This window comes from Bartonella koehlerae C-29 (assembly GCF_000706625.1).
Classification (GTDB): domain Bacteria; phylum Pseudomonadota; class Alphaproteobacteria; order Rhizobiales; family Rhizobiaceae; genus Bartonella; species Bartonella koehlerae.
The window spans coordinates 1,269,770-1,289,925 of sequence record NZ_KL407334.1 but is presented as its reverse complement, the minus strand read 5'-3'; the positions used below and the strand labels follow the sequence as shown (position 1 = coordinate 1,289,925).

The following is a 20,156-nucleotide window of genomic DNA, read 5'->3' as shown; positions in this document are numbered from 1 at the left end:
CAAAAGCAATTAAACAAAATTATTTGTGCAGTCAAATAAACGCTGATATTCACGTAGAGCATAGTGATCGGTCATACCTGAAAGAAAATCAGCAATGAGACGCGCTAACTCTTGATTTGTTAAGTGAGCTGTTTTGTTGTGCCAATTTTCAGGCATTACATGTGGATTTTTATAATAACATTCGAATAATTTCTGTACAATGCGTTTTGCTGCATTGCGACGATTGAGCACTTGATCATGATAATAAAGGTTTTTAAACAGAAAGTCTTTTAGTTCCTTTTCGTAAGCGGCCATTTTGGGAGAGAAAGTAACAATGGTTTGTTCTGCTTGGTGAACATCACTTATACTTGTTGGTTTGATTCGTGCTAAGTTTTCTTGTGATTGTTTGATAATATCTTCAACCATGGTTGTTATCTGTCTGCGCACTAGTTTATAACCGCGTCGAGTTTGATCGAGTTGTGGATGCTCTTTTTTTATGTCGTTTAATAATGTTGCTGTGAGTGAAACTTGTTCGAACTGATCAAGTGTTAAAAATTGCGATCGTAACCCATCATCAATATCATGCGCATTATAAGCAATATCATCAGCAATCGCAGCACATTGCGCTTCTAGTCCAGCAAAGCAATTGAGCTGAAGATCCTGCTTTGCATTATATTGTAGAATATCGATAGGAACATCTTTGTTGTTAGCATAAGGACCTAAAAGGGGGCCATTATGTTTTACAAGTCCTTCGAGTGTTTCCCAAGTCAGGTTGAGTCCATCAAAATTTGCATAGCGCTGTTCTAGTTTTGTAACAATGCGTAACGCTTGTGCATTATGATCAAAGCCGCCATAAGGTGCCATTGCTTCGTTAAGGGCATCTTCTCCTGCGTGGCCAAAAGGTGTATGTCCAAAGTCATGTACAAGGGCAATAGCTTCGGCAAGATCTTCATCAAGATAGAGTGTACGAGCTAATGTTCGTGCAATTTGAGAAACCTCTATTGAATGCGTCAGCCGAGTACGATAATGATCACTCTCATCAGCAATAAACACTTGGGTTTTATGTTTAAGACGCCGGAATGCGTTAGAATGAATAATACGATCTCTATCTCGTTGAAAAGGTGATCGTAGAATATTCATAGTTTCATGGAATAATCTGCCACGACTTTTTTGCGGGTTGGCACTATATACCGCTCGAAATTGGTAATTGAAATTGATCTTGCTTATATTCATTGCAAGCTATCCATTCCCATCCTAAATTTAAATTGAGATTATTGTATTATGAATAAACTTCCTGTTTAGGATACTCTTTCTTGACAGTTTAATGCAAGGATATATAAAAAATGAGTGTGAATATTTCAGATGTTGCTGCCAGGCGGATTGCACAGATACTTTCAAGTGAACCTGATAAAATAGGTTTACGTATTTCCGTTGAAGGTGGTGGGTGTTCAGGTTTCTCTTATAAATATAATTTGGTTTCTAAAGCTAATAAAGATGATCTTGTTGTTCAAAAAAATGGGGCGACTATTTTAATTGATTCACTTTCGCTTCCCTTTATGGAAGGGGCTGAAATTGATTTTGTTGATGATCTTATGGGGCAGTATTTCAAAATTCATAATCCTAATGCTATCTCATCGTGCGGTTGCGGTATAAGTTTTTCAATTTAGAATGGTGACGTTGTGGTATTGCTTCTTGAAAAGATTATCGCTTTGGTCAACAATGCAAGAATGGATGTCTTTACAAAAATATTGCGCCAATGTTTGTGGTTAGGCGTGGCACTTATTACTTTATTGATTTGGAGTCATTGTGTCTTTTCTCAAGAAGGAGAGGAGCAAGAGCGTCAACAAAAACAATCAAGAAGTTTTATTTCAAAATCTCAAAACACTGAAAAAGAAAATTTAGTTCCTCAGAGCCAACTTATATTGCATGCTCGATTAACAAGTGGCAGTGAAAATATTCTAAAAGGGCTTGTGTGGCGAGTTTATGCTCCTATCCTAGGAGTTGACAATAAGTTACCACTGATTGCAACTTATGAAGGTGGTAGTGCACGTTTTGATTTAGAACCAGGAAGTTATCTTATCCATGTTTCCTTTGGTCATGCAAGTGCGGTGCGCCATGTAAGTTTAGAAAATGGAAAGAGCCTTATTCAAAATTTTAATCTTGATGCTGGTGGTGTTATTTTAAATGCCACATTATTAAATGGTACAGTTAATGAAAAGGAATTACGTTTTACTCTCTATGAGGATGAGAAAGAAAATGATGATACTGGTGTGATTCTATCAAATATTAAACCTCATTCCATTGTACGTTTGAAAGCTGGTCGCTATCATGTTGCTTCCCATTATGGTTCCATTAATGCTGTTGTTCATTCGGATATTCAAGTGGATGCAGGTAAAATTACGGAAGTAACTCTTGAACATCAGGCAGCTCAAATCGTTTTAAAATTGGTACGGCAAGAAGGAGGGGAAGCTCTTGCCGATACAAGTTGGTCTATCACCAATGATTCTGGTGATATTATTTATGAGACTGTTGGTGCTTATGTTTCGCTTGTGTTAGCTGAGGGAGAGTATATTGCGATTACTAAGAATAAAGATCAAATTTATCAAAAAGTTTTTTCGGTTGTTTCTGGCCATGATGAAGATATAAATGTGGTGGCGAAAGCACAAAATATGCAAAAAATTGATGAAGAAATCGATTGATGGTTGTGCATATGCATAAACCGTTATAAAAAGCGGATAGAGAGTTTTGATTGTAGAAATTTCAACAGTTAGTGTTTTTTTTGCTGGTGTATTATCTTTTTTATCACCGTGTGTTTTGCCGTTGGTTCCTCCTTATTTATGCTATATGGCGGGCATTGGTGTTGATGATTTTCGTTCAGAAGAGCGTAATGGAAGAGTGTTTATACGTTGGGCGCTTTTGTCTTCTGTTATTGCTTTTGTGCTGGGTTTTGCAACCGTTTTTGTTGCTTTAGGTGCCAGTGCAAGCACAATTGGAAAGTTTATTGCTTATTATCGTGATTGGTTTGCACTTGCTGCTGGAATTATCATTATTATTTTTGGTTTGAACTTTTTGGGTCTTTTCAAAATTGTTTTTTTATTTCGTGAAGCACGTTTTCAAATACAGAAAATCCCTTCTGGTTCTTTAGGCGCTTACGTTATTGGTTTAGCTTTTGCATTTGGTTGGACACCTTGTATTGGCCCAATTTTAGGACCCATCATAACACTTGCTGGAACAAAAGAAACTGTGAGTGAGGGAGCTGTTCTTTTAGGGGTTTATGCCTTAGGGCTTGGTGTGCCTTTTCTGATGGCAGCTTTATTTTCGAGCAGTTTTATGAGATTTTTAGGAGCTTTTCGTATTCATTTAGGAAAAGTTGAGAAAATTATTGGTATTTTTTTAGTTGTTACGGGTATTTTATTTTTAACAGGCTCTATGCAGGATTTTTCATTTTGGCTTTTAGAACATTACCCTTTGTTGAGTCAAATTGAAGCTATCCATTGGCATAATATTATGAATTTTTTAGGATTTTCCCGCTAACTTAATGAGTTTTATGATGAGAAGTTGTCTTTCTATTGTTCTTGCAGCAGGTGAGGGGACGCGTATGAAGTCGTCGCTTCCTAAAATGCTTCATAAAATTGCTGGATTGCCGGTTGTATGCCACGTCATAAAACAAATAGAATTAACCGGTGTTTCACAATTAGCAGTCGTTGTGGGTTTTGGTGCGAAAGATGTTGTGCACGTTGTTGAATCATTTGTAAAAAATGCAATGATTTTTGAACAAAAAGAACGTTTAGGAACAGCGCATGCTGTTTTATCTGCTCGCTTAGCTTTGCAAAAAGGAACCGATGATGTTCTCATTATTTTGGGTGATACGCCTTTGATTGAGCAAGATTCATTGCAACAGGTTCGTGCGCAGCTTGCTAGTGGAGCAGACGTTGTTGTTGCCGGTTTTCGTGCTTTTGATCCGACAGGTTATGGGCGTCTTCTTGAGAAAAATGGTAAACTTATCGCGATTGTAGAAGAAAAAGATGCCAGCGATGAAGAAAAAAAAATCTCTTTTTGTAATGGTGGGATATTAGCTCTTAATGGAAAGTATGCACTTTCTCTTTTAGAGAAGATTGATAACAATAATTCAAAGCGAGAATATTACTTAACAGATATTGTTTCTATTGCATCGCAGGAAGGATTAGATGTTCGTGTGGTTGAAGTGCCTTTTGACAACATTGTAGGAATTAATAACTGTTTTGAGCTTTTTGAGGTTGATTCTTTATGGCAAAAACGTAAAGCACACGATTTAATGTTGACTGGTGTCACAATACTTAAACCAGAAACGGTTTATTTTTCTTATGATACGGAGATTGAACCAGGGGTGGTAATTGAGCCAAATGTTTATTTTGGGCTAGGTGTCAAAGTACAATCTGGTGCAGTTATCCATGCATTTAGTTATCTAGAGGGTGCTGTGGTTGGTACAAATGCGCGGATTGGACCCTATGCACGTTTGCGGCCTGGAACAGAGTTGGCAGGATCGGTAAAAATTGGAAACTTTTGTGAAGTCAAACAAGCTAAAATAGGAGAGGACTCCAAGATTAATCATTTGAGTTATATCGGCGATGCTGAAATTGGAGCACAGGTCAACATTGGTGCTGGGACTATTACTTGCAATTATGATGGATTTCATAAACATAAAATTGTGATTGGTGATCATGCTTTCATTGGATCTAATGCAGCACTTGTTTCTCCATTGGTGATAGGGAAGAGTTCTTATATTGCCTCAGGCAGTGTGATCACTGAAGACGTTCCTGTAAACAGTATAGCTTTGGGGCGTGCACGACAAGTGACGAAAAAGGATTATGCAACGAAATTGCGTGCGCGTTTATCAGCAAATCAACAGAAAAAGTGATCGTTTTCAGTTTATTTTCTTTGTTTTATGGTGATTTGAAAATTTTGTAGGAGGCTTATTTTAGATATTGCCTTATATGTTTGATTTATGTGATTACTTTAAAGTTTTGAATGAAGATAATTTGATTGTTTTATGAGATTATATAAATCTTAGATGTGAGTTGGAGTTTTTTAATGTGTGGAATTATCGGAATTCTTGGAAAGAAATGTGTTACATCCTCTTTAGTTGATAGTTTAAAGCGTCTTGAGTACAGAGGGTATGATTCATCTGGTGTTGCAACTGTTCATAATGGAAATCTTTATCGTGTACGCGCTGAAGGTAAGCTTATTCATTTAGAAGAAAAATTAAAGAAAACACCTTTAAAAGGAAATTTAGGGATTGGCCACACGCGTTGGGCTACGCATGGAGTTGCTGTGGAGCGGAATGCTCATCCTCATGTAACGGAACGACTTGCGATTGTTCATAATGGTATTATTGAAAATTTTGTAGAATTGCAAAAAGAACTCATTGAGTATGGTTGTATTTTTGAAACAGAGACGGATACAGAGGTTATTGCTCATTTAATTACGTGCGCGTTAAAAAGTGGTCTTTCTCCGCAAGAAGCGGTACGAACAAGTTGGAAACGATTGCAAGGGGCTTTTGCTATTGTTGTTATTTTTGAGGGTGAAGAGAATCTTATGATTGCTGCTCGTTCTGGTCCTCCGCTGGCAATTGGCTATGGAAAAGATGAGTTTTTTGTCGGATCGGATGCAATTGCTTTGGCTCCATTCGTAGATTGTATCAGCTATATGGAAAATGGAGATTGGGCTGTTTTGAAACGGGAAGGTGTAACAATTTACGATGCAGACAATCAACCGGTAAAACGTCCTACCACACCATTATTTGAAGGGGCTTTATTGGTTTCTAAGGGTAATCATCGCCATTTCATGCACAAGGAAATGTTTGAACAGCCTGAAGTTATTTCTCATAACTTAGCACATTACTTTGATCTTGGAAATTATACGGTCCGCTCGTTTAAAAATTTGATTGATTGGAAGAAAATTAATAGAATACTCTTCGCAAGCTGTGGAACGGCTTATTATTCAACCTTAGTTGCGCGATACTGGTTTGAGAGTTTTGCTGCTTTAAGTGTTGATAATGATGTTGCTTCAGAATTTCGTTATCGTGAACCACCCATAAATTCTGATGTGTTGTCAGTGTTTGTTTCTCAATCTGGTGAAACAGCTGATACATTGGCATCTTTGCGTTATTGTCGTGAACATTGTGTAAAAACAGCAACAATTGTGAATGTTGAACAATCAACAATGGCAAGGGAAGCTGATTTTGTTTTGCCAACACGAGCCGGTCCAGAAATCGGTGTAGCTTCAACAAAAGCTTTTACTTGTCAATTGGCAACGCTTTCTGCAATGGCACTTGATGCTGCTAAGCAACGTGGATTCCTTTCAGAGGAGGCAGAGTATCAGTTTGTTCAACAATTGGCAGAAATTCCTAGGATTTTAAATGAGGTTTTAAAGCTAGATGACAAAATTGAGCAGATTTGTCGCAATTTAGTAAACGTAAAAGGTGTTCTTTATCTGGGCCGTGGTACCTCTTACCCAATTGCTTTAGAGGGCGCGCTTAAACTGAAGGAGCTTTCTTATATTCACGCAGAAGGTTATGCGGCGGGTGAGTTAAAACATGGGCCGATTGCATTGGTGGATGAGGCAATACCTGTTATTGTTGTAGCACCTTATGATCGGTGGTTTGAAAAGACTTTTTCTAATATGCAAGAAGTAGCAGCGCGCAATGGTCGTATTATTTTGATAACTGATAAAAGAGGGGCAGAGGTAGTTCATCTTGATACCTTGTCAACTATTGTTTTGCCAAATATTCCAGAATTTATTGCGCCTATTATTTATGCTTTACCTATTCAGTTAATTGCTTATCACACAGCTGTTTTATTAGGAACGGATGTTGATCAACCCCGTAATTTAGCAAAATCAGTTACTGTTGAGTGAAAAGTGTGTATTCTTGAAACTTGGGGAGAATAATTAGGAATACAAAAAATTAATTTATAAATTTATCTTTTCTATTTTAGAAGCAGAAATGTTTTCTTGTGTATGTCACAAAAGAGAGCAGATGTGCGAGGTATAATTCATTGATTTATAAGGATAAATCATCATTTCCAAGGTGAAAAATACTTAAAGCAAAAGTAAAAGTGCTCCTCATGGAACCGATTTCAATTTTCATTACTTTTTTAAGAAGGAATGATGAAAGAAAGTAATGTAAAAAAAACCACAATCGAAATTCCCCTTTAAAGGATAACGATAACATTTCTTTAAATGAGATTGCTTGTTTAGAAGCCATTCCTTACGAAAGAGCATTGCAAAAATTGATCGCTTGGTAAAATACCTTCAGCTCTTTCATCTTGCGCAAGTTCCATTACCGTGAAATCAGTATATTTATGATATTTTTAACCGTCAACAATTCTTTCTCGATTTTATTGCTGTCTCTGCTTTATGTGGGTTGATTGCTGTTATTGGTAATAGTATTAGAATAGCTATCAAAACAGCATGATGATTGGAAAGTTGTCTCTAATCTCTGGAGTGCCATTATAGGTAGGCCGTCAACACTGAAATCACCTGTCATGCAAGCAGCTTTGAAATCTGTGTATACCTTTCAAGAGGAATGATATCAAAATTGGATAAAGCAGGAAGAACAGGCAGACATTGAAGAGATGCTTGAGAATTTAGATAAAGGAGAAAAGAAAAAATAAGCCTACAAAACATTCAAGAATAAAAACAATGAACAAGCTTTTGCTTTTCTGTCTCAATCTCTTGAACAAAGAGGAAAGATTTTAGAAAGGCTCAATATGCCTATTATGAACTATCTTAAATGGTTTTTTCTATATACCCAGCCCACTTGGGTCGTTCATGTGAATGGTTTTTATTGTTATCCTGCTCGTAATAGGCGTGTAGCATCGTCGCGTCCGAAAATATAAAGGAGTAAACGTAAAGCTCGTCCTTGTTCTGAAGAAAGGTGAGGATCACGTTGTAAAAATAAACGTGCATCTCTTCTCGCCAGTAACAAAAGATCACCATGTACTGCAAGATTTGCTATGTGGAATTCAGGCATACCAGATTGTCGTGTTCCTAAAAGCTCTCCTTCTCCTCGTAAACGCCAGTCTTCTTCAGCAATTTTAAAACCATCTTCTGTATTGCGTATAATTTTAAGGCGTGTTGCCGCCATTTTTGTCAATGGATCTTTGTAGAGCAAAAGACAGGAGGATTTTTTGTCTCCTCGTCCGACGCGTCCACGTAATTGGTGCAGTTGTGAAAGCCCGAAATATTCTGCATGTTCGATGATGATGATTGAGGCATCTGGAATATCTACTCCCACTTCAATGACTGTGGTTGCAACTAAAATACATATGTTGCCGCATTTAAAAGATGCCATAACTGCTTCTTTTTCATCCGTCGACATTTTTCCATGTATCATACCAACACATGTTCCAAATCGCTCTTGGAGCATAGCAAAACGGCTTTCAATGGAAGTGAGTTCAAGAATTGTCGATTTTTCTACTAAAGGACAAATCCAATAGAGCTTTTCTCCTTTTTCTAATGCAATGGAAATTCGTTCTATAAGTTCATCAATACGTTTCAAAGAAAGTATTGCTGTTGTAATTGGTTGTCGTCCCATTGGTTTTTCGGTAATTTTAGAAACATCCATATCACCAAAAGCTGTCAAGACTAATGTACGTGGAATTGGAGTGGCAGTCATTACCAGCATGTCAGGTTTATGACCTTTTTTTGTAAGGGCAAGGCGTTGATGTACCCCAAAACGGTGTTGTTCATCGATAATGGTTAAAGCAAGATTATTATAAGTGACATTATTTTGTATGAGAGCATGGGTTCCGATAATAATAGAAGCTTGGCCTGATAAAATATCGTTCAAGATATTTGTGCGCAATTTTCCTTTTTCTCGTCCGGTTAAAAGAATTGTTTGTAATCCGATCTTTGCAGCAAGAGGTGCAATTGTTGCAAAATGTTGCCTGGCAAGAACTTCTGTTGGGGTCATTAAAGCTGATTGTCCTCTATTTTCAGCAATTTGTGCCATTGCCATGAGTGCAACTACGGTTTTTCCTGCTCCTACATCACCTTGAAGAAGCCTTAGCATGGGTTCTGGTGAAGCGAGATCTTTAGCAATATCTTGTATTGCTTTTTTTTGTCCATTTGTAAGTTGAAAGGGTAAGATTTTTAGCAATTTTTCAGTGTAATTTCCTGTTGGTGGGCGAGAAGCTCCTGAAAGAGATTTTGTTTTCAAACGCACCAGCCCAAGAGCCAATTGACAAGCGAGCAATTCATCATAGGCAAGACGTTTGCGTGCTGTACTTTCTAAGGTTAAATCATTGGGATCAATAGGGGTATGTATGCGACCTAAAGCAACAGGAAAAGAGGAAAAGTTTTGCTGTTTTTTGACGCTTTCTTCTATCCATTCTGGTAAGAGAGGAATATATTCAAGAGCATTTTGTATTGTACGCCTTAGAATCTTTGCTGATAATCCGGCAGTAGAAGGGTAGATGGGTTCGATCAAAGGCATTTGGTTTAATTGCTCACTTGGGGCAATATGATCGGGATGTATCATGGAAAGTTGTCCGTTAAACCGCTCAACTTTACCAGATACAATGACTTTTTTTCCTTCAGGCAGTTGTTTTTTTAACCAAGGAGGTTGTGCATGAAAAAACACTAAATTTATTTTTCCTGTTTGATCATGAGCGCTAACGCGATAGGGCAATCGATTACGGCCAATGGGTGGCGAATGATGTTGATCAACAACGATTTCAAGAGTAGCGGTGTTTCCTTCTTGTGCAAAAGCAATACTGGGCCGCATTCTACGGTCTATAACGGAATGAGGCATTAATTGAAGAAGGTCAATAATGGTTGGTTCACGTTGCGTAGCATTAATGTTTAAGATTTTGGCCAGTAAGCCATATGTTTTGGGGCTCATTCTTGGCAGGGTACGCACAGAGGTAAAAAGAGGACGAATAAGGTCTGGAAGCATAAGGAAATTTAGCTTGCTCTTTTTGTTTTTTCCAGTGTTTTAAAAGAGCTTTTTGGGGATAACCCACTGAATATCCCAGGGGAAGTTGCTTTATTTACAGTTTGAATTTTAGCATAAAATGAAGTTTTTTAAAATGGATAAGATAACAGTATAAAAGGAAAAAGAGCTAATATTCGTACTATTCTGTAAGATCTCCTCCTTTTTATTTTTGTGTGTTTCTTTGTTATAATTTTAGTATAAAATGCTTTCTCTTGTAAGGCAGATGAGGGCTACTATTTTTTTGTAGTGGGAAATTATCAGAGTGTTAGAAGATAAAAGTAAAATACGAGATGAAAAACAATCTCTTCCTCGCTTTATTCATTTGAGGGTACACTCAGCTTATTCATTGCTTGAAGGGGCTTTAAAAATTCCACAAATTATTCAACATGCAATTTCAGATCATACACCAGCGGTTGCAATTACGGATACGAATAATTTATTTGGTGCTTTGGAGTTTTCGCAATATTGTTTTTCACACGGGATTCAACCCATTATAGGCTGTCAGCTCACAATTGATTTTGGCGATGAAAATGATAATCTGCGTTTAGTTAAATGGCGTCATCCTTCTGATTTCTGCTCTGTTGTTTTGTTAGCGGCCAATGAAGTCGGCTATGCTCATTTAGTTCGTCTTGTTAGTCGTGCTTATCTTGATAAGCGTGATACTGATCCTCCCCATATCAAAGCCGATTGGCTGTTGTCACATAGTGAAGGAATAATCGCTTTGACTGGTGGGAGAGGAGGGCCTATTAATTTTTCTTTGGCAGAAGATAGAAAAGAACGTGCTGTTGAACGCTTAACTTATTTGAAAAAGATTTTTTATGATCGTCTTTATGTCGAATTACAACGGCATGGCTCTTTTGATCAAAAAGTAGAAGCTGCACTTATTGAGTTGGCATATGCACATGAAATTCCTCTTGTTGCCACGAATGAGGCTTTTTTTCTGAATAGAGAAGGGTATGAGGCCCATGATGCGCTGATGGCAGTTGCAGAAGGACAAATTGTTTCTAATCCAGATCGCAAACGTGTGACATCAGATCATTATTTGAAGTCACAAGATGAAATGGTTGCACTGTTTTCTGATCTTCCAGAAGCTCTAGAAAACAGTGTTGAAATTGCATTGCGTTGTCATACTGCTACGCCAATTCGAAAGCCAATTTTGCCTCGTTTTATAGAGCAATCTGTTGATTCGAGTTTTACTTTAGAAGCAGAAGATAGAGAATTGTTAAATCAGGCTAAAGATGGTTTAAAAACGCGACTTAAAACAATTGGATTGGCTGCAGGATACACGATTACAGATTATAAGCAGCGGCTTGATTATGAAATTTCAGTTATTACGCGCATGCAGTTTTCTGGCTACTTTCTTATTGTTTCGGATTTTATAAAATGGGCGAAAATTCATGATATTCCTGTTGGCCCAGGACGTGGCTCTGGTGCTGGTTCACTTGTGGCTTACGCATTGATGATTACCGATGTTGATCCATTGCGTTTTTCTCTTCTCTTTGAAAGATTTCTCAATCCAGATCGTGTTTCTATGCCGGATTTTGATATCGATTTTTGTCAAGAGCGGCGCGAAGAAGTTATTCATTATGTTCAAAAAAAATATGGTCGTGATCAAGTCGCTCAAATTATTACATTTGGTAAGTTGCAAGCACGTGCGGTATTGCGTGATGTTGGTCGTGTTTTAGAAGTGCCTTATCGTCAGGTGGATTATCTTACAAAGTTAGTTCCTGCTGCGCCTGGAAGTCAAATTGTATTGGCTGATGCCATTAAGGATGAACCGAAATTTGAAGAAGAAAAGAAAAAGGATCCCATCGTTGGGCGTACATTAGATATAGCGCTTCAGCTGGAGGGACTTTATCGTCATGCATCGACCCATGCTGCAGGGATTGTTATCGGTGATCGGCCGCTATCAGAGCTTATCCCAATGTATCGTGATCCTCGTTCCGATATGCCTGTTACACAATTTAATATGAAATATGTTGAACAAGCTGGGCTGGTAAAATTTGATTTTCTTGGATTAAAAACGCTGACTGTTTTGAAGATGGCAGTAGATTTTGTCGCACGAAAGGGTATCAAAATAGATTTATCGAATATTCCTCTAAATGATGAAACTACTTACGCCATGATGGCACGTGGTGAAACAGTTGGCGTATTTCAAGTTGAGAGTTCTGGTATGCGTAAGGCGCTTATTGGCATGAAGCCAGATCGTATTGAAGATATTATTGCACTTGTTGCGCTTTATCGTCCTGGACCGATGGAGAATATCCCAATCTACAATGCACGAAAGCATGGAGAAGAAGAAATTGCTTCTATTCATCCTAAAATAGACCATTTGATTAAAGAAACACAAGGCGTTATTGTATATCAAGAACAGGTGATGCAGATTGCTCAGGTGCTTGCTGGTTATTCGCTTGGAGAAGCGGATTTATTGCGTCGTGCTATGGGAAAAAAGATCCATACAGAAATGCAAAAACAGCGTACGCGCTTTGTGAATGGAGCTGTTGCTGGGGGTGTTGATAAGGATCAGGCTGATATTATCTTTGACCTTTTAGCAAAATTTGCAGATTACGGTTTTAATAAATCTCACGCTGCTGCTTATGCAATTATTTCTTATCAAACAGCTTATATGAAAGCACATCATCCCGTTGAGTTTTTAGCTGCTTCGATGACATATGATATGATGAATACCGAGAAATTAAATGATTTTCGGCGTGAAGCATTAAGATTGGGTATTAAAGTTATTGCACCTTGTGTACAAACATCACATCGTGTTTTTGAGGTTGGTGATAACTGTATTTATTACTCTCTTGCCGCCATTAAAGGTGTGGGCGAAGCGGTTGTTGATCATATTGTTGCTTGCCGTGGAAATAAGGTTTTTAAGGATCTAGAAGATTTTTGTGAGCGTATTGATCCTCGTATTGTTAATAAGCGTGCAATGGAAAGTTTGGTTTGTGCTGGTGCTTTTGATTGTTTTAATATTGCACGTGAAGTTTTATTGGCAAGCCTTAAAACTCTTCATGCCCGTGCACTTCGTATTCTCGATAATAATTCTAGCGGACAGATTGATATATTTGGTATAACGGGTGTGTTAAAGGAGCCTTTGATTCTATCTCAAGCCTCTCCTTGGTCACTGGATGAAAAACTTCATCGAGAGTTTCAAGCAATAGGTTTTTATTTTTCTGCTCATCCTCTGGATGAGTATCGAGCTATTCTTGTTAAAAAACGTATTCAGAGTTGGATTAATTTTGCCAATGCCGTCAAAGCTGGCGCAACTGCTGCTCGGCTTGCTGGAACTGTTGTGGCAAAACAAGTGCGTAAAACAAAATCTGGTAAAAAAATGGGGATTGTTCATTTTTCTGATACGAGTGGACAATATGAAACAGTTCTTTTTTCCGAGGCACTTTCGGATTATGAGGAGATATTAGAACTCGGGAAATCTTTTATTATTACGGTGAGTGCAGAAAATCGCTCTGAGGGGATTAGTTTGCGACTTGAGACGGCTCAATCCTTGGAAAAGGAATCAACACAGCATCATAAAATGATGCGTCTCTTTATCAAAACGGTTGATATGCTTCCACAAATTCAACAAAATTTAAGTCCTAGTGGAAATGGAGAAGTAGCGCTTATTCTGATTCAAGAGGATGGATTACGGGAAGTCGAAATTACGCTTCCAAAGCGGTATAAGGTAAATTTGCGTGTGGCAAATGCTCTGAAGTCAATTCAGGGTGTTGTCGATGTGGAGTTGACTTAAATTAAGAGCTCTGAGGTAACTCCTTATTTAAAGGAGCGCTGTTATTTTCTTGGCAACTTAAAATTTAGTTTCGAATCAAATTGTAGATTCTAAAAGATCTTGCTTTTTTTGAGACCAGTGAGGAGCGATTTGTTCCCTATTAACATATTGATTTCTCATCATTAACATCCGTACAATATCAAGCAGTTTGATTTTACAATGTTTTTCTGTCTCACGTACTCTTATCTATCATAAAAAATTGCACGATTTTAGTTCAATCGATAGGGGGAGTGAATACGAAAATTATAAACTGTTTGAGTGAGAGAGTAAAGGCAACACTAGATGAACGTTGGCGTTTGTTTATGACTGTTATTAAGGGTACATTTAAAAAACTTGAGTCAATCGTTCGTGAGAGACAAAAGTAATTTAGGATTTTAAATTTTATAATTTTTTAAACCATATATTTCTTTCATTTTTTGTTAAGTTCATAGCATCATACGTGTAAAGCCAATCAAGACTTGACATGATGCTTTCTGGTGTGCGAATTTTCATGATAAAATTACGTGCAACCGCTATGGGGCCGGTTGCATGGTAGACTATTCTGTTAAAATCTCCACGTTTTTTTACTGCTGTAATGCGAGGAGTGCGTATTTTTTTGTAAAGTGCAAGAGATTTTATTAATGATAAATCTTTAAGAGAAAGTACTTCTGCTAATGTAGCGGCATCTTCTATTGCCATAGCTGCTCCTTGTGCTGCAAAAGGGAGTGCTGCGTGTGCACAATCACCAACAAATACTTGTCGTTCTAAACCTAAAAAACGATTGTGTTTCATTTGAAATAGCGGCCAATAGCTCCATTCATCGATATGGTCAAAAATTTGTAAAATTTTTTGATTCCAATCTTTAAAAAGAGATTTAAGCTCTTCTTTTTTTCCTTTATGTGTCCAGTCTTTTTTTATATTTTTTCCGTGCGTAATGGCTACAAAATTAAAAAGTTTTTTTGATGAGTGAATGGGATAGATAATAAGATGATTTTTTGGTCCCATCCAGGCAGTAATTGTCTTTATATTTTGTAGTACAGAACGAAAGCTTTTGGGAAGATTTTCAGATTCTGTTGTTGCACGCCAAGCAATAAAGCCACTAAAATTTGCTTTTTCATGAAAAGGTGCCAATTGTCGTAGTGTTGACCAAACTCCATCACATCCGATCAGGAGTGACGTTGAATAAAACTGGTAGTGTTCTGTTTTCGTTTCTGCATCTGTTTTTATTGTTTTTATGTTAATACTGCGGTTTGTAGTGTGGGTAGATGATATAACAGCCTCACCTGTTTTGTATTTGATAAGGGGATTTTCAATAACAGCGTTGTGTAAAACTTTTTGTAAATCCGCTCGATGAATTATAAGATAGGGGGACTTCCAATTTTTTTCTGATAAATTAAGAAGATTAGCGTGTAAATGTGTTTTTAAAGATACTCCATCTCTTAACTGAAGAAATTGTGGAATTATACCCATTTCTATGAGTTTGCTAAGAATGCCCCAACGCGCAAAAATGCACGTCGCATTTGAAGTAAGCTGAATACCAGAACCTACACTTTCAAGTTGTTTGCGTTTTTCGATAATGGTGCTTGCAATTCCTTTATAAGCGAGTGCCAAAGCAGAGCTTAAACCAGCAATACCACCTCCAACGATGATTGGTGATTGATCCATGAGTTATTTTCTTGAGCTTGAAAAAGAAGGCATTATTTAGGGTTATATAAACATCCCGTTGGGTTTGTTTGATCGTATGATAGCGAGGGGTCATAACGATAAAGCGTTGAACAATAAGGGCAAATTTTTTCATCAGCTGATCCCATGTCAATGAAGATGTGGGGATGGTCAAATGGTTGTGTGGTACCTACACACATAAACTCTTTTACACCAATTTCGATTATTTTATATCCAAGGTCATTTTGGAAATGGGGAATGTTATGGTCATCCATGGTGTACAAACTCCGGATAGATTACCTGATAAGGCATTATTTGGATCATCTATTTTATATGCACAGTTTGTGATAAAGCTTATAATAATGCAAGATGCTTTTTAAGATAATTGGTCTATAGGAATGATTACGATAGTTTTAAAATGTGAAATGTAAATGTTATGAGGGAAATTGAGTATTGATATGTTGTGATTACGATAATATATCGTAAAGCGTTACATGATATATTTCTTCATAAGGATTTTGGAGAGTATACAGGGAAAAATATCTAGAATATATGAAAAAAACGGTTGTAGATCAGATTTTTATGTCGGATGTAACAATGAAAAATCCAGCGCGGTTTATTAACCGAGAATTTTCATGGCTACAATTTAATAATCGTGTATTAATGGAAGCTGCTAATTCAAAGAACCCTTTATTAGAGCGGCTGCAGTTTCTTTCAATTTCAGCAACAAATCTTGATGAATTTTTTATGGTTCGTGTTGCTGGACTTGCTAATCAAATTCGTGCTGGAGTTACAGCGTGCAGTGCAGATGGTCGTACACCGCAGGAGCAGCTTGATTTTGTGTTAGCTGAGATTTCGTGTTTGCAGGATAATCAACTACGAGAATTGAATATTTTACGTCATGAATTAAAACAAAATGATATTGAAATTATTTGTTCTGCTGAGCTTTCAGAAGTTGAAAAATCATGGATTGAAAAATATTTTTTAGATACAATCTTACCTCTTTTGACACCTTTATCTGTTGATCCTACTCGTCCTTTTCCATTTATTCCTAATTTAGGGCTTTCCGTTGCTCTTCAATTATTTCGCTGTGCTGACCAACACTCTTTTATAGTGTTGTTGCCACTCCCAATGGTCTTGAGACGTTTTATTCTACTTCCTCAAGAGGACAATCGTTTTCGTTTTATTGCATGTGAAGATGTTATAAGCCTTTTTATGTGTCATGTATTTCCTGATCATGAAGTTAAGGGAATTGGTACATTTAGGGTGATTCGTAATAGTGATATTGAAGTAGAAGAAGAGGCTGAAGATCTTGTCCATTTTTTTGAGACTGCGCTTAAAAGGCGTCGTCGTGGGCAGGTAATTCGGATTGAATTTGAGGCGAAAATGCCGAAGCATTTACGCCAATTTATCGCCAATAGTCTTGCTGTTTCTGATAATTGTATCAATGTTCTTAATGGATTTTTAGCGCTTAATATGGCCTCAGAGATTGTTTCTATTTCGCGCAATGACTTAAAGTTTTCTCCTTATAATCCTCGTGTTTCTGAATGTATTTGTCGGCATAAGGGTGATTGTTTTGCAGCTATTCGTCAAAATGATATCGTAATTCATCATCCTTATGAATCATTTGATGTTGTTGTAGAGTTTTTACGTCAGGCTTCTCGTGATCCTGATGTTATGGAAATCAAACAAACTCTTTATCGCACATCAAATGATAGCCCAATTGTAAGCGCTTTGATTGAGGCTGCTGAACAGGGCAAGTCGGTAACAGCTTTGGTAGAACTTAAAGCACGTTTTGATGAGGAAGCCAATATTCGTTGGGCACGTGATCTTGAGCGTGCGGGTGTTCAGGTTTTTTTTGGTTTTATTGCATTAAAAACACACGCTAAGATGTCACTCGTTGTGAGACGTGAAGGAAAACGCTTTTGCTCTTACGTTCATCTTGGAACGGGAAATTATCATCCCATTAATGCTAAAGTTTATACCGATCTTTCCTTTTTTACCACTGATGATGATATTGCTCATGATGTTGCATTATTATTCAATTATATTGCTGAATATGTACGCCCAAATGAAGCAATGAAGATTGCTTTTTCACCCTTAACATTGCGCAGTCGTATTTTGGAGCATATTGAAGGAGAAATTAGCAATGCGCGGCAAGGGAATCTTGCTGCTATTTGGATGAAAGTCAATGCATTGGTTGATCCTGAAATAATTGATGCTTTATATCGTGCTAGTCAAGCGGGAGTGCAGATTGATTTGGTGGTGCGTGGCATATGTTGTCTGCGTCCTGGTATTCCAGGAATTTCCGATAATATTCGTGTCAAATCAATTGTAGGGCGTTTTCTTGAACATAGTCGTATTTTTTGTTTTGGTAATGGTGCAGATTTACCAGGTGAGAATGCGCTTGTTTATTTCGGATCCGCTGATATGATGCCTCGTAATCTTGATTACCGTATTGAAATATTGGTTCCAGTTTTTAATAAAACGGTTCGTCAGCAGATTCTTTTACAAATTATGCTAGCGAATATCATTGATAATCAACAAAGCTTTGATATATTAAACGATGGAACGTCACAACGTGTAATACCTCAAAGAGGTGAAAACCCATTTAATGCGCAGGAGTATTTTATGGCCAATGCGGGTTTTTCAGGGATGGAAAGGTCTTTTAACTCTTCTACTGCGCGTTTGGTTGAGTTGTATCGGCAGCAAGTCGGACTATATAAAGACTGAAATTCAATGACATATATGAATGCTCAGGGTCGGCTAAAAGGGTGTAAACCTATTGCTGTTATCGATATTGGTTCAAATTCTGTTCGGCTTGTTATTTATGAGGGGCTTGTTCGTTCACCAACAGTTTTATTTAATGAAAAAATTCTCTGTGGTCTTGGTCAAGGTGTTGCAAAGACTGGATCTTTAGAAGAAAAATCGATGAATATGGCACTGCGAACACTGAAGCGGTTTCGTGTGCTTTGTTTACAGATTGGAGCAGATGAAGTCTATATCCTAGCAACAGCAGCAGCGCGAGAAGCAAAAAACGGATTAGCTTTTATTCAAAATGCTGAACATATCTTACAAAATAAAATACACCTTCTTTCGGGAAGTGAAGAGGCTGTTTATTCGGCGTATGGTGTTATTTCGACTTTTTATCAACCAAAGGGTATTTCTGGTGATCTTGGGGGCGGAAGTCTTGAACTTATTGATATTAATAATTCTGATTTAGGTGAGGGGATAACCCTGCCATTAGGTGGTTTACGCTTACAGTATATGTCGAATAATGATATTGCTGTTGCTGCAAAAATTGCTCATGAGCAGTTTGATAAATCTGGTGTTGTTCGTAGAAGCATGGCACGTTGTTTTTATGCAGTAGGAGGAACTTGGCGTAATTTGGCAAAACTCCATATGGCAACCAAAAATTATCGGCTACCTGTTATGCATGGCTATGAAGTTGATGCAGTTGAAATGGAAGATTTCTTGCGTTTTATCATGAGTGGCAGTATTGATAATATGAAAGGAATTTCAGCTGTTTCAAAAAATCGTCGTCAGCTTTTATCTTATGGAGCGATTATTCTTATTGAACTTATTCGGTACATGGGTTTTGAAAAAATAATCTTTTCTGGAGCTGGAGTCCGTGAAGGCTTTCTTTATTCAAGATTACCACAAGAGGTTCGTGTTTCAGATCCTCTTATTGAAGCATGTACCGAAATGGCTATTCTACGGGCACGTTCACCAAAGCAGGCAGAAGAACTCATCGATTTCACGAGCAATGCTTTTGAAGTTTTTGGAATTTTAGAAACTGAAAATGAATGTCGTTATCGTAAGGCGGCTTGTCTTCTGGCAGATATTGGTTGGCGCATTCATCCAGATTATCGAGGCAATGAGGCTGCCAATCAGATAGCACTTGGATCTTATCCGGGAATTTCTCACGAGGGGCGTGTTTATACTGCGCTCGCTGTTTTTTTTCGTAATACTGGTTCGCTCATTGATGAAGAATCTCTTCCCATTTTCCAACTAGCAAGCAGAGATATAATTGAGAAAGCACGTATTCTTGGTGAGGTTATGCGTATTGCTCACCTTTTTAGCGCTTCTACCACAGGAGTTCTATCACACTTATCATGGCATAAAAAAATAGATCATGTTGTCTTACACATTCCAGCTCGTTATGCTGATTTATTAGGAGAACTCCCTTTTGCTCGGTTGAAAAAATTGTCAAAGATAATAAAGCTGCCTCTCGCTTTTGAAACTTTCTGATTGTTTGCCTACCATACTATGATGTGCTTTTATTGTACCCTTATTTTTATTTTGCTATATCATATTGATTTATAATGATAATTTATCATTATTGAACTTGAATAAGAACTCCGAATATCGTAAGATTCTCTCATTTCAAATCTATGTATGCTGAATCAATCAAAATTACTTGCTTGCACGTCACAAGTGGGGCTGGTGTGTGGGTAAAAACTATATAGAAAGGAATAAAATTACCTCTTATGAATCGCCTAAACGCAATAGCTGTAGGCAACATCGGAATTTGGTAAATTAATGATGATACCCGGCTTTCAGATTCATTTTGTGGTTGTTGAGGACAATTTTGATGAGGCATTCATTTTTCAGATATAGCAATGTGGAATATTATATCTTCGTGCTTTGCCTTCACGCTAAGCGGTGTTTTTTTATAATAGGGTCATTTATTGTTATAGAGAAATTTTTTCTCCTTCTTTTTTAAAGCGAAAGCTTTCTGTTTTTCTAGATTTCTTTTCTCTACTAAGA

The 20,156-nt window shown here is 37.5% G+C and carries 12 protein-coding genes; 8 read left to right on the top strand and 4 right to left on the bottom strand.

The window, feature by feature from the left end; all coding sequences use genetic code 11:
- Positions 1-9: 9 nt before the first annotated feature.
- Positions 10-1,212, bottom strand: a complete 1,203-nt coding sequence (locus O9A_RS05535) for a deoxyguanosinetriphosphate triphosphohydrolase (RefSeq protein ID WP_034459487.1) — start codon at positions 1,210-1,212, stop codon at positions 10-12.
- 110 nt (positions 1,213-1,322) lie between these two features.
- On the opposite strand from O9A_RS05535, the gene erpA reads away from it, so the two are divergent.
- From erpA to glmS, 5 genes are all read left to right on the top strand, one after another.
- Complete coding sequence (gene erpA, locus O9A_RS05530; RefSeq protein ID WP_034459485.1) at positions 1,323-1,646, top strand: iron-sulfur cluster insertion protein ErpA; 324 nt, start codon at positions 1,323-1,325, stop codon at positions 1,644-1,646.
- Between the two features lie 12 nt (positions 1,647-1,658).
- A complete protein-coding gene (locus tag O9A_RS05525) occupies positions 1,659-2,678 on the top strand; it encodes an RgsD C-terminal domain-containing protein (RefSeq protein WP_195890921.1) in 1,020 nt (339 codons plus the stop codon).
- A gap of 46 nt (positions 2,679-2,724) precedes the next feature.
- Positions 2,725-3,513, top strand: a complete 789-nt coding sequence (locus O9A_RS05520) for a cytochrome c biogenesis CcdA family protein (protein WP_034459483.1) — start codon at positions 2,725-2,727, stop codon at positions 3,511-3,513.
- A gap of 16 nt (positions 3,514-3,529) precedes the next feature.
- Positions 3,530-4,876 carry a bifunctional UDP-N-acetylglucosamine diphosphorylase/glucosamine-1-phosphate N-acetyltransferase GlmU gene (glmU, locus tag O9A_RS05515; protein ID WP_084790503.1) on the top strand — a complete coding sequence of 449 codons (1,347 nt, stop codon included), beginning with the start codon at positions 3,530-3,532 and terminating at the stop codon, positions 4,874-4,876.
- Between the two features lie 173 nt (positions 4,877-5,049).
- Entirely contained in the window at positions 5,050-6,873 is a 1,824-nt protein-coding gene (glmS, locus tag O9A_RS05510) for a glutamine--fructose-6-phosphate transaminase (isomerizing) (RefSeq protein ID WP_034459479.1), read from the top strand.
- A 934-nt stretch (positions 6,874-7,807) separates the two neighbouring features.
- Here the strand turns inward: glmS and recG are convergent.
- Positions 7,808-9,916, bottom strand: a complete 2,109-nt coding sequence (gene recG, locus O9A_RS05505; RefSeq protein WP_034459477.1) for an ATP-dependent DNA helicase RecG — start codon at positions 9,914-9,916, stop codon at positions 7,808-7,810.
- 301 nt (positions 9,917-10,217) lie between these two features.
- On the opposite strand from recG, the gene dnaE reads away from it, so the two are divergent.
- Positions 10,218-13,706, top strand: a complete 3,489-nt coding sequence (gene dnaE, locus O9A_RS05500) for a DNA polymerase III subunit alpha (protein ID WP_034459475.1) — start codon at positions 10,218-10,220, stop codon at positions 13,704-13,706.
- 420 nt (positions 13,707-14,126) lie between these two features.
- Here dnaE and O9A_RS05495 read toward each other — a convergent pair whose 3' ends face one another.
- Both O9A_RS05495 and O9A_RS07770 read right to left on the bottom strand, forming a co-directional pair.
- Positions 14,127-15,389, bottom strand: coding sequence for an FAD-binding protein (locus O9A_RS05495; RefSeq protein ID WP_034459473.1), 1,263 nt, complete (start codon positions 15,387-15,389; stop codon positions 14,127-14,129).
- Between the two features lie 32 nt (positions 15,390-15,421).
- Positions 15,422-15,661: a zinc-finger domain-containing protein gene (locus tag O9A_RS07770; protein ID WP_084790502.1), complete on the bottom strand. Its 240-nt coding sequence runs from the start codon at positions 15,659-15,661 to the stop codon at positions 15,422-15,424.
- Between the two features lie 277 nt (positions 15,662-15,938).
- On the opposite strand from O9A_RS07770, the gene O9A_RS05485 reads away from it, so the two are divergent.
- Together O9A_RS05485 and ppx are read left to right on the top strand one after the other, a co-directional pair.
- Entirely contained in the window at positions 15,939-18,119 is a 2,181-nt protein-coding gene (locus O9A_RS05485) for an RNA degradosome polyphosphate kinase (protein WP_034459468.1), read from the top strand.
- Between the two features lie 6 nt (positions 18,120-18,125).
- Positions 18,126-19,637 carry an exopolyphosphatase gene (gene ppx / locus O9A_RS05480; RefSeq protein WP_034459465.1) on the top strand — a complete coding sequence of 504 codons (1,512 nt, stop codon included), beginning with the start codon at positions 18,126-18,128 and terminating at the stop codon, positions 19,635-19,637.
- Positions 19,638-20,156 lie beyond the last annotated feature (519 nt).

Excerpts from the sequence above, each read along its gene's own strand:
- O9A_RS05535 (WP_034459487.1), bottom strand. The coding sequence starts at position 1,212 with ATGAATATAAGCAAGATCAATTTCAATTACCAATTTCGAGCGGTATAT.
- erpA (WP_034459485.1), top strand. The coding sequence starts at position 1,323 with ATGAGTGTGAATATTTCAGATGTTGCTGCCAGGCGGATTGCACAGATA.
- glmU (WP_084790503.1), top strand. The coding sequence starts at position 3,530 with ATGAGAAGTTGTCTTTCTATTGTTCTTGCAGCAGGTGAGGGGACGCGT.
- glmS (WP_034459479.1), top strand. The coding sequence starts at position 5,050 with ATGTGTGGAATTATCGGAATTCTTGGAAAGAAATGTGTTACATCCTCT.
- recG (WP_034459477.1), bottom strand. The coding sequence starts at position 9,916 with ATGCTTCCAGACCTTATTCGTCCTCTTTTTACCTCTGTGCGTACCCTG.
- O9A_RS05495 (WP_034459473.1), bottom strand. The coding sequence starts at position 15,389 with ATGGATCAATCACCAATCATCGTTGGAGGTGGTATTGCTGGTTTAAGC.
- O9A_RS07770 (WP_084790502.1), bottom strand. The coding sequence starts at position 15,661 with ATGGATGACCATAACATTCCCCATTTCCAAAATGACCTTGGATATAAA.
- O9A_RS05485 (WP_034459468.1), top strand. The coding sequence starts at position 15,939 with ATGAAAAAAACGGTTGTAGATCAGATTTTTATGTCGGATGTAACAATG.
- ppx (WP_034459465.1), top strand. The coding sequence starts at position 18,126 with ATGACATATATGAATGCTCAGGGTCGGCTAAAAGGGTGTAAACCTATT.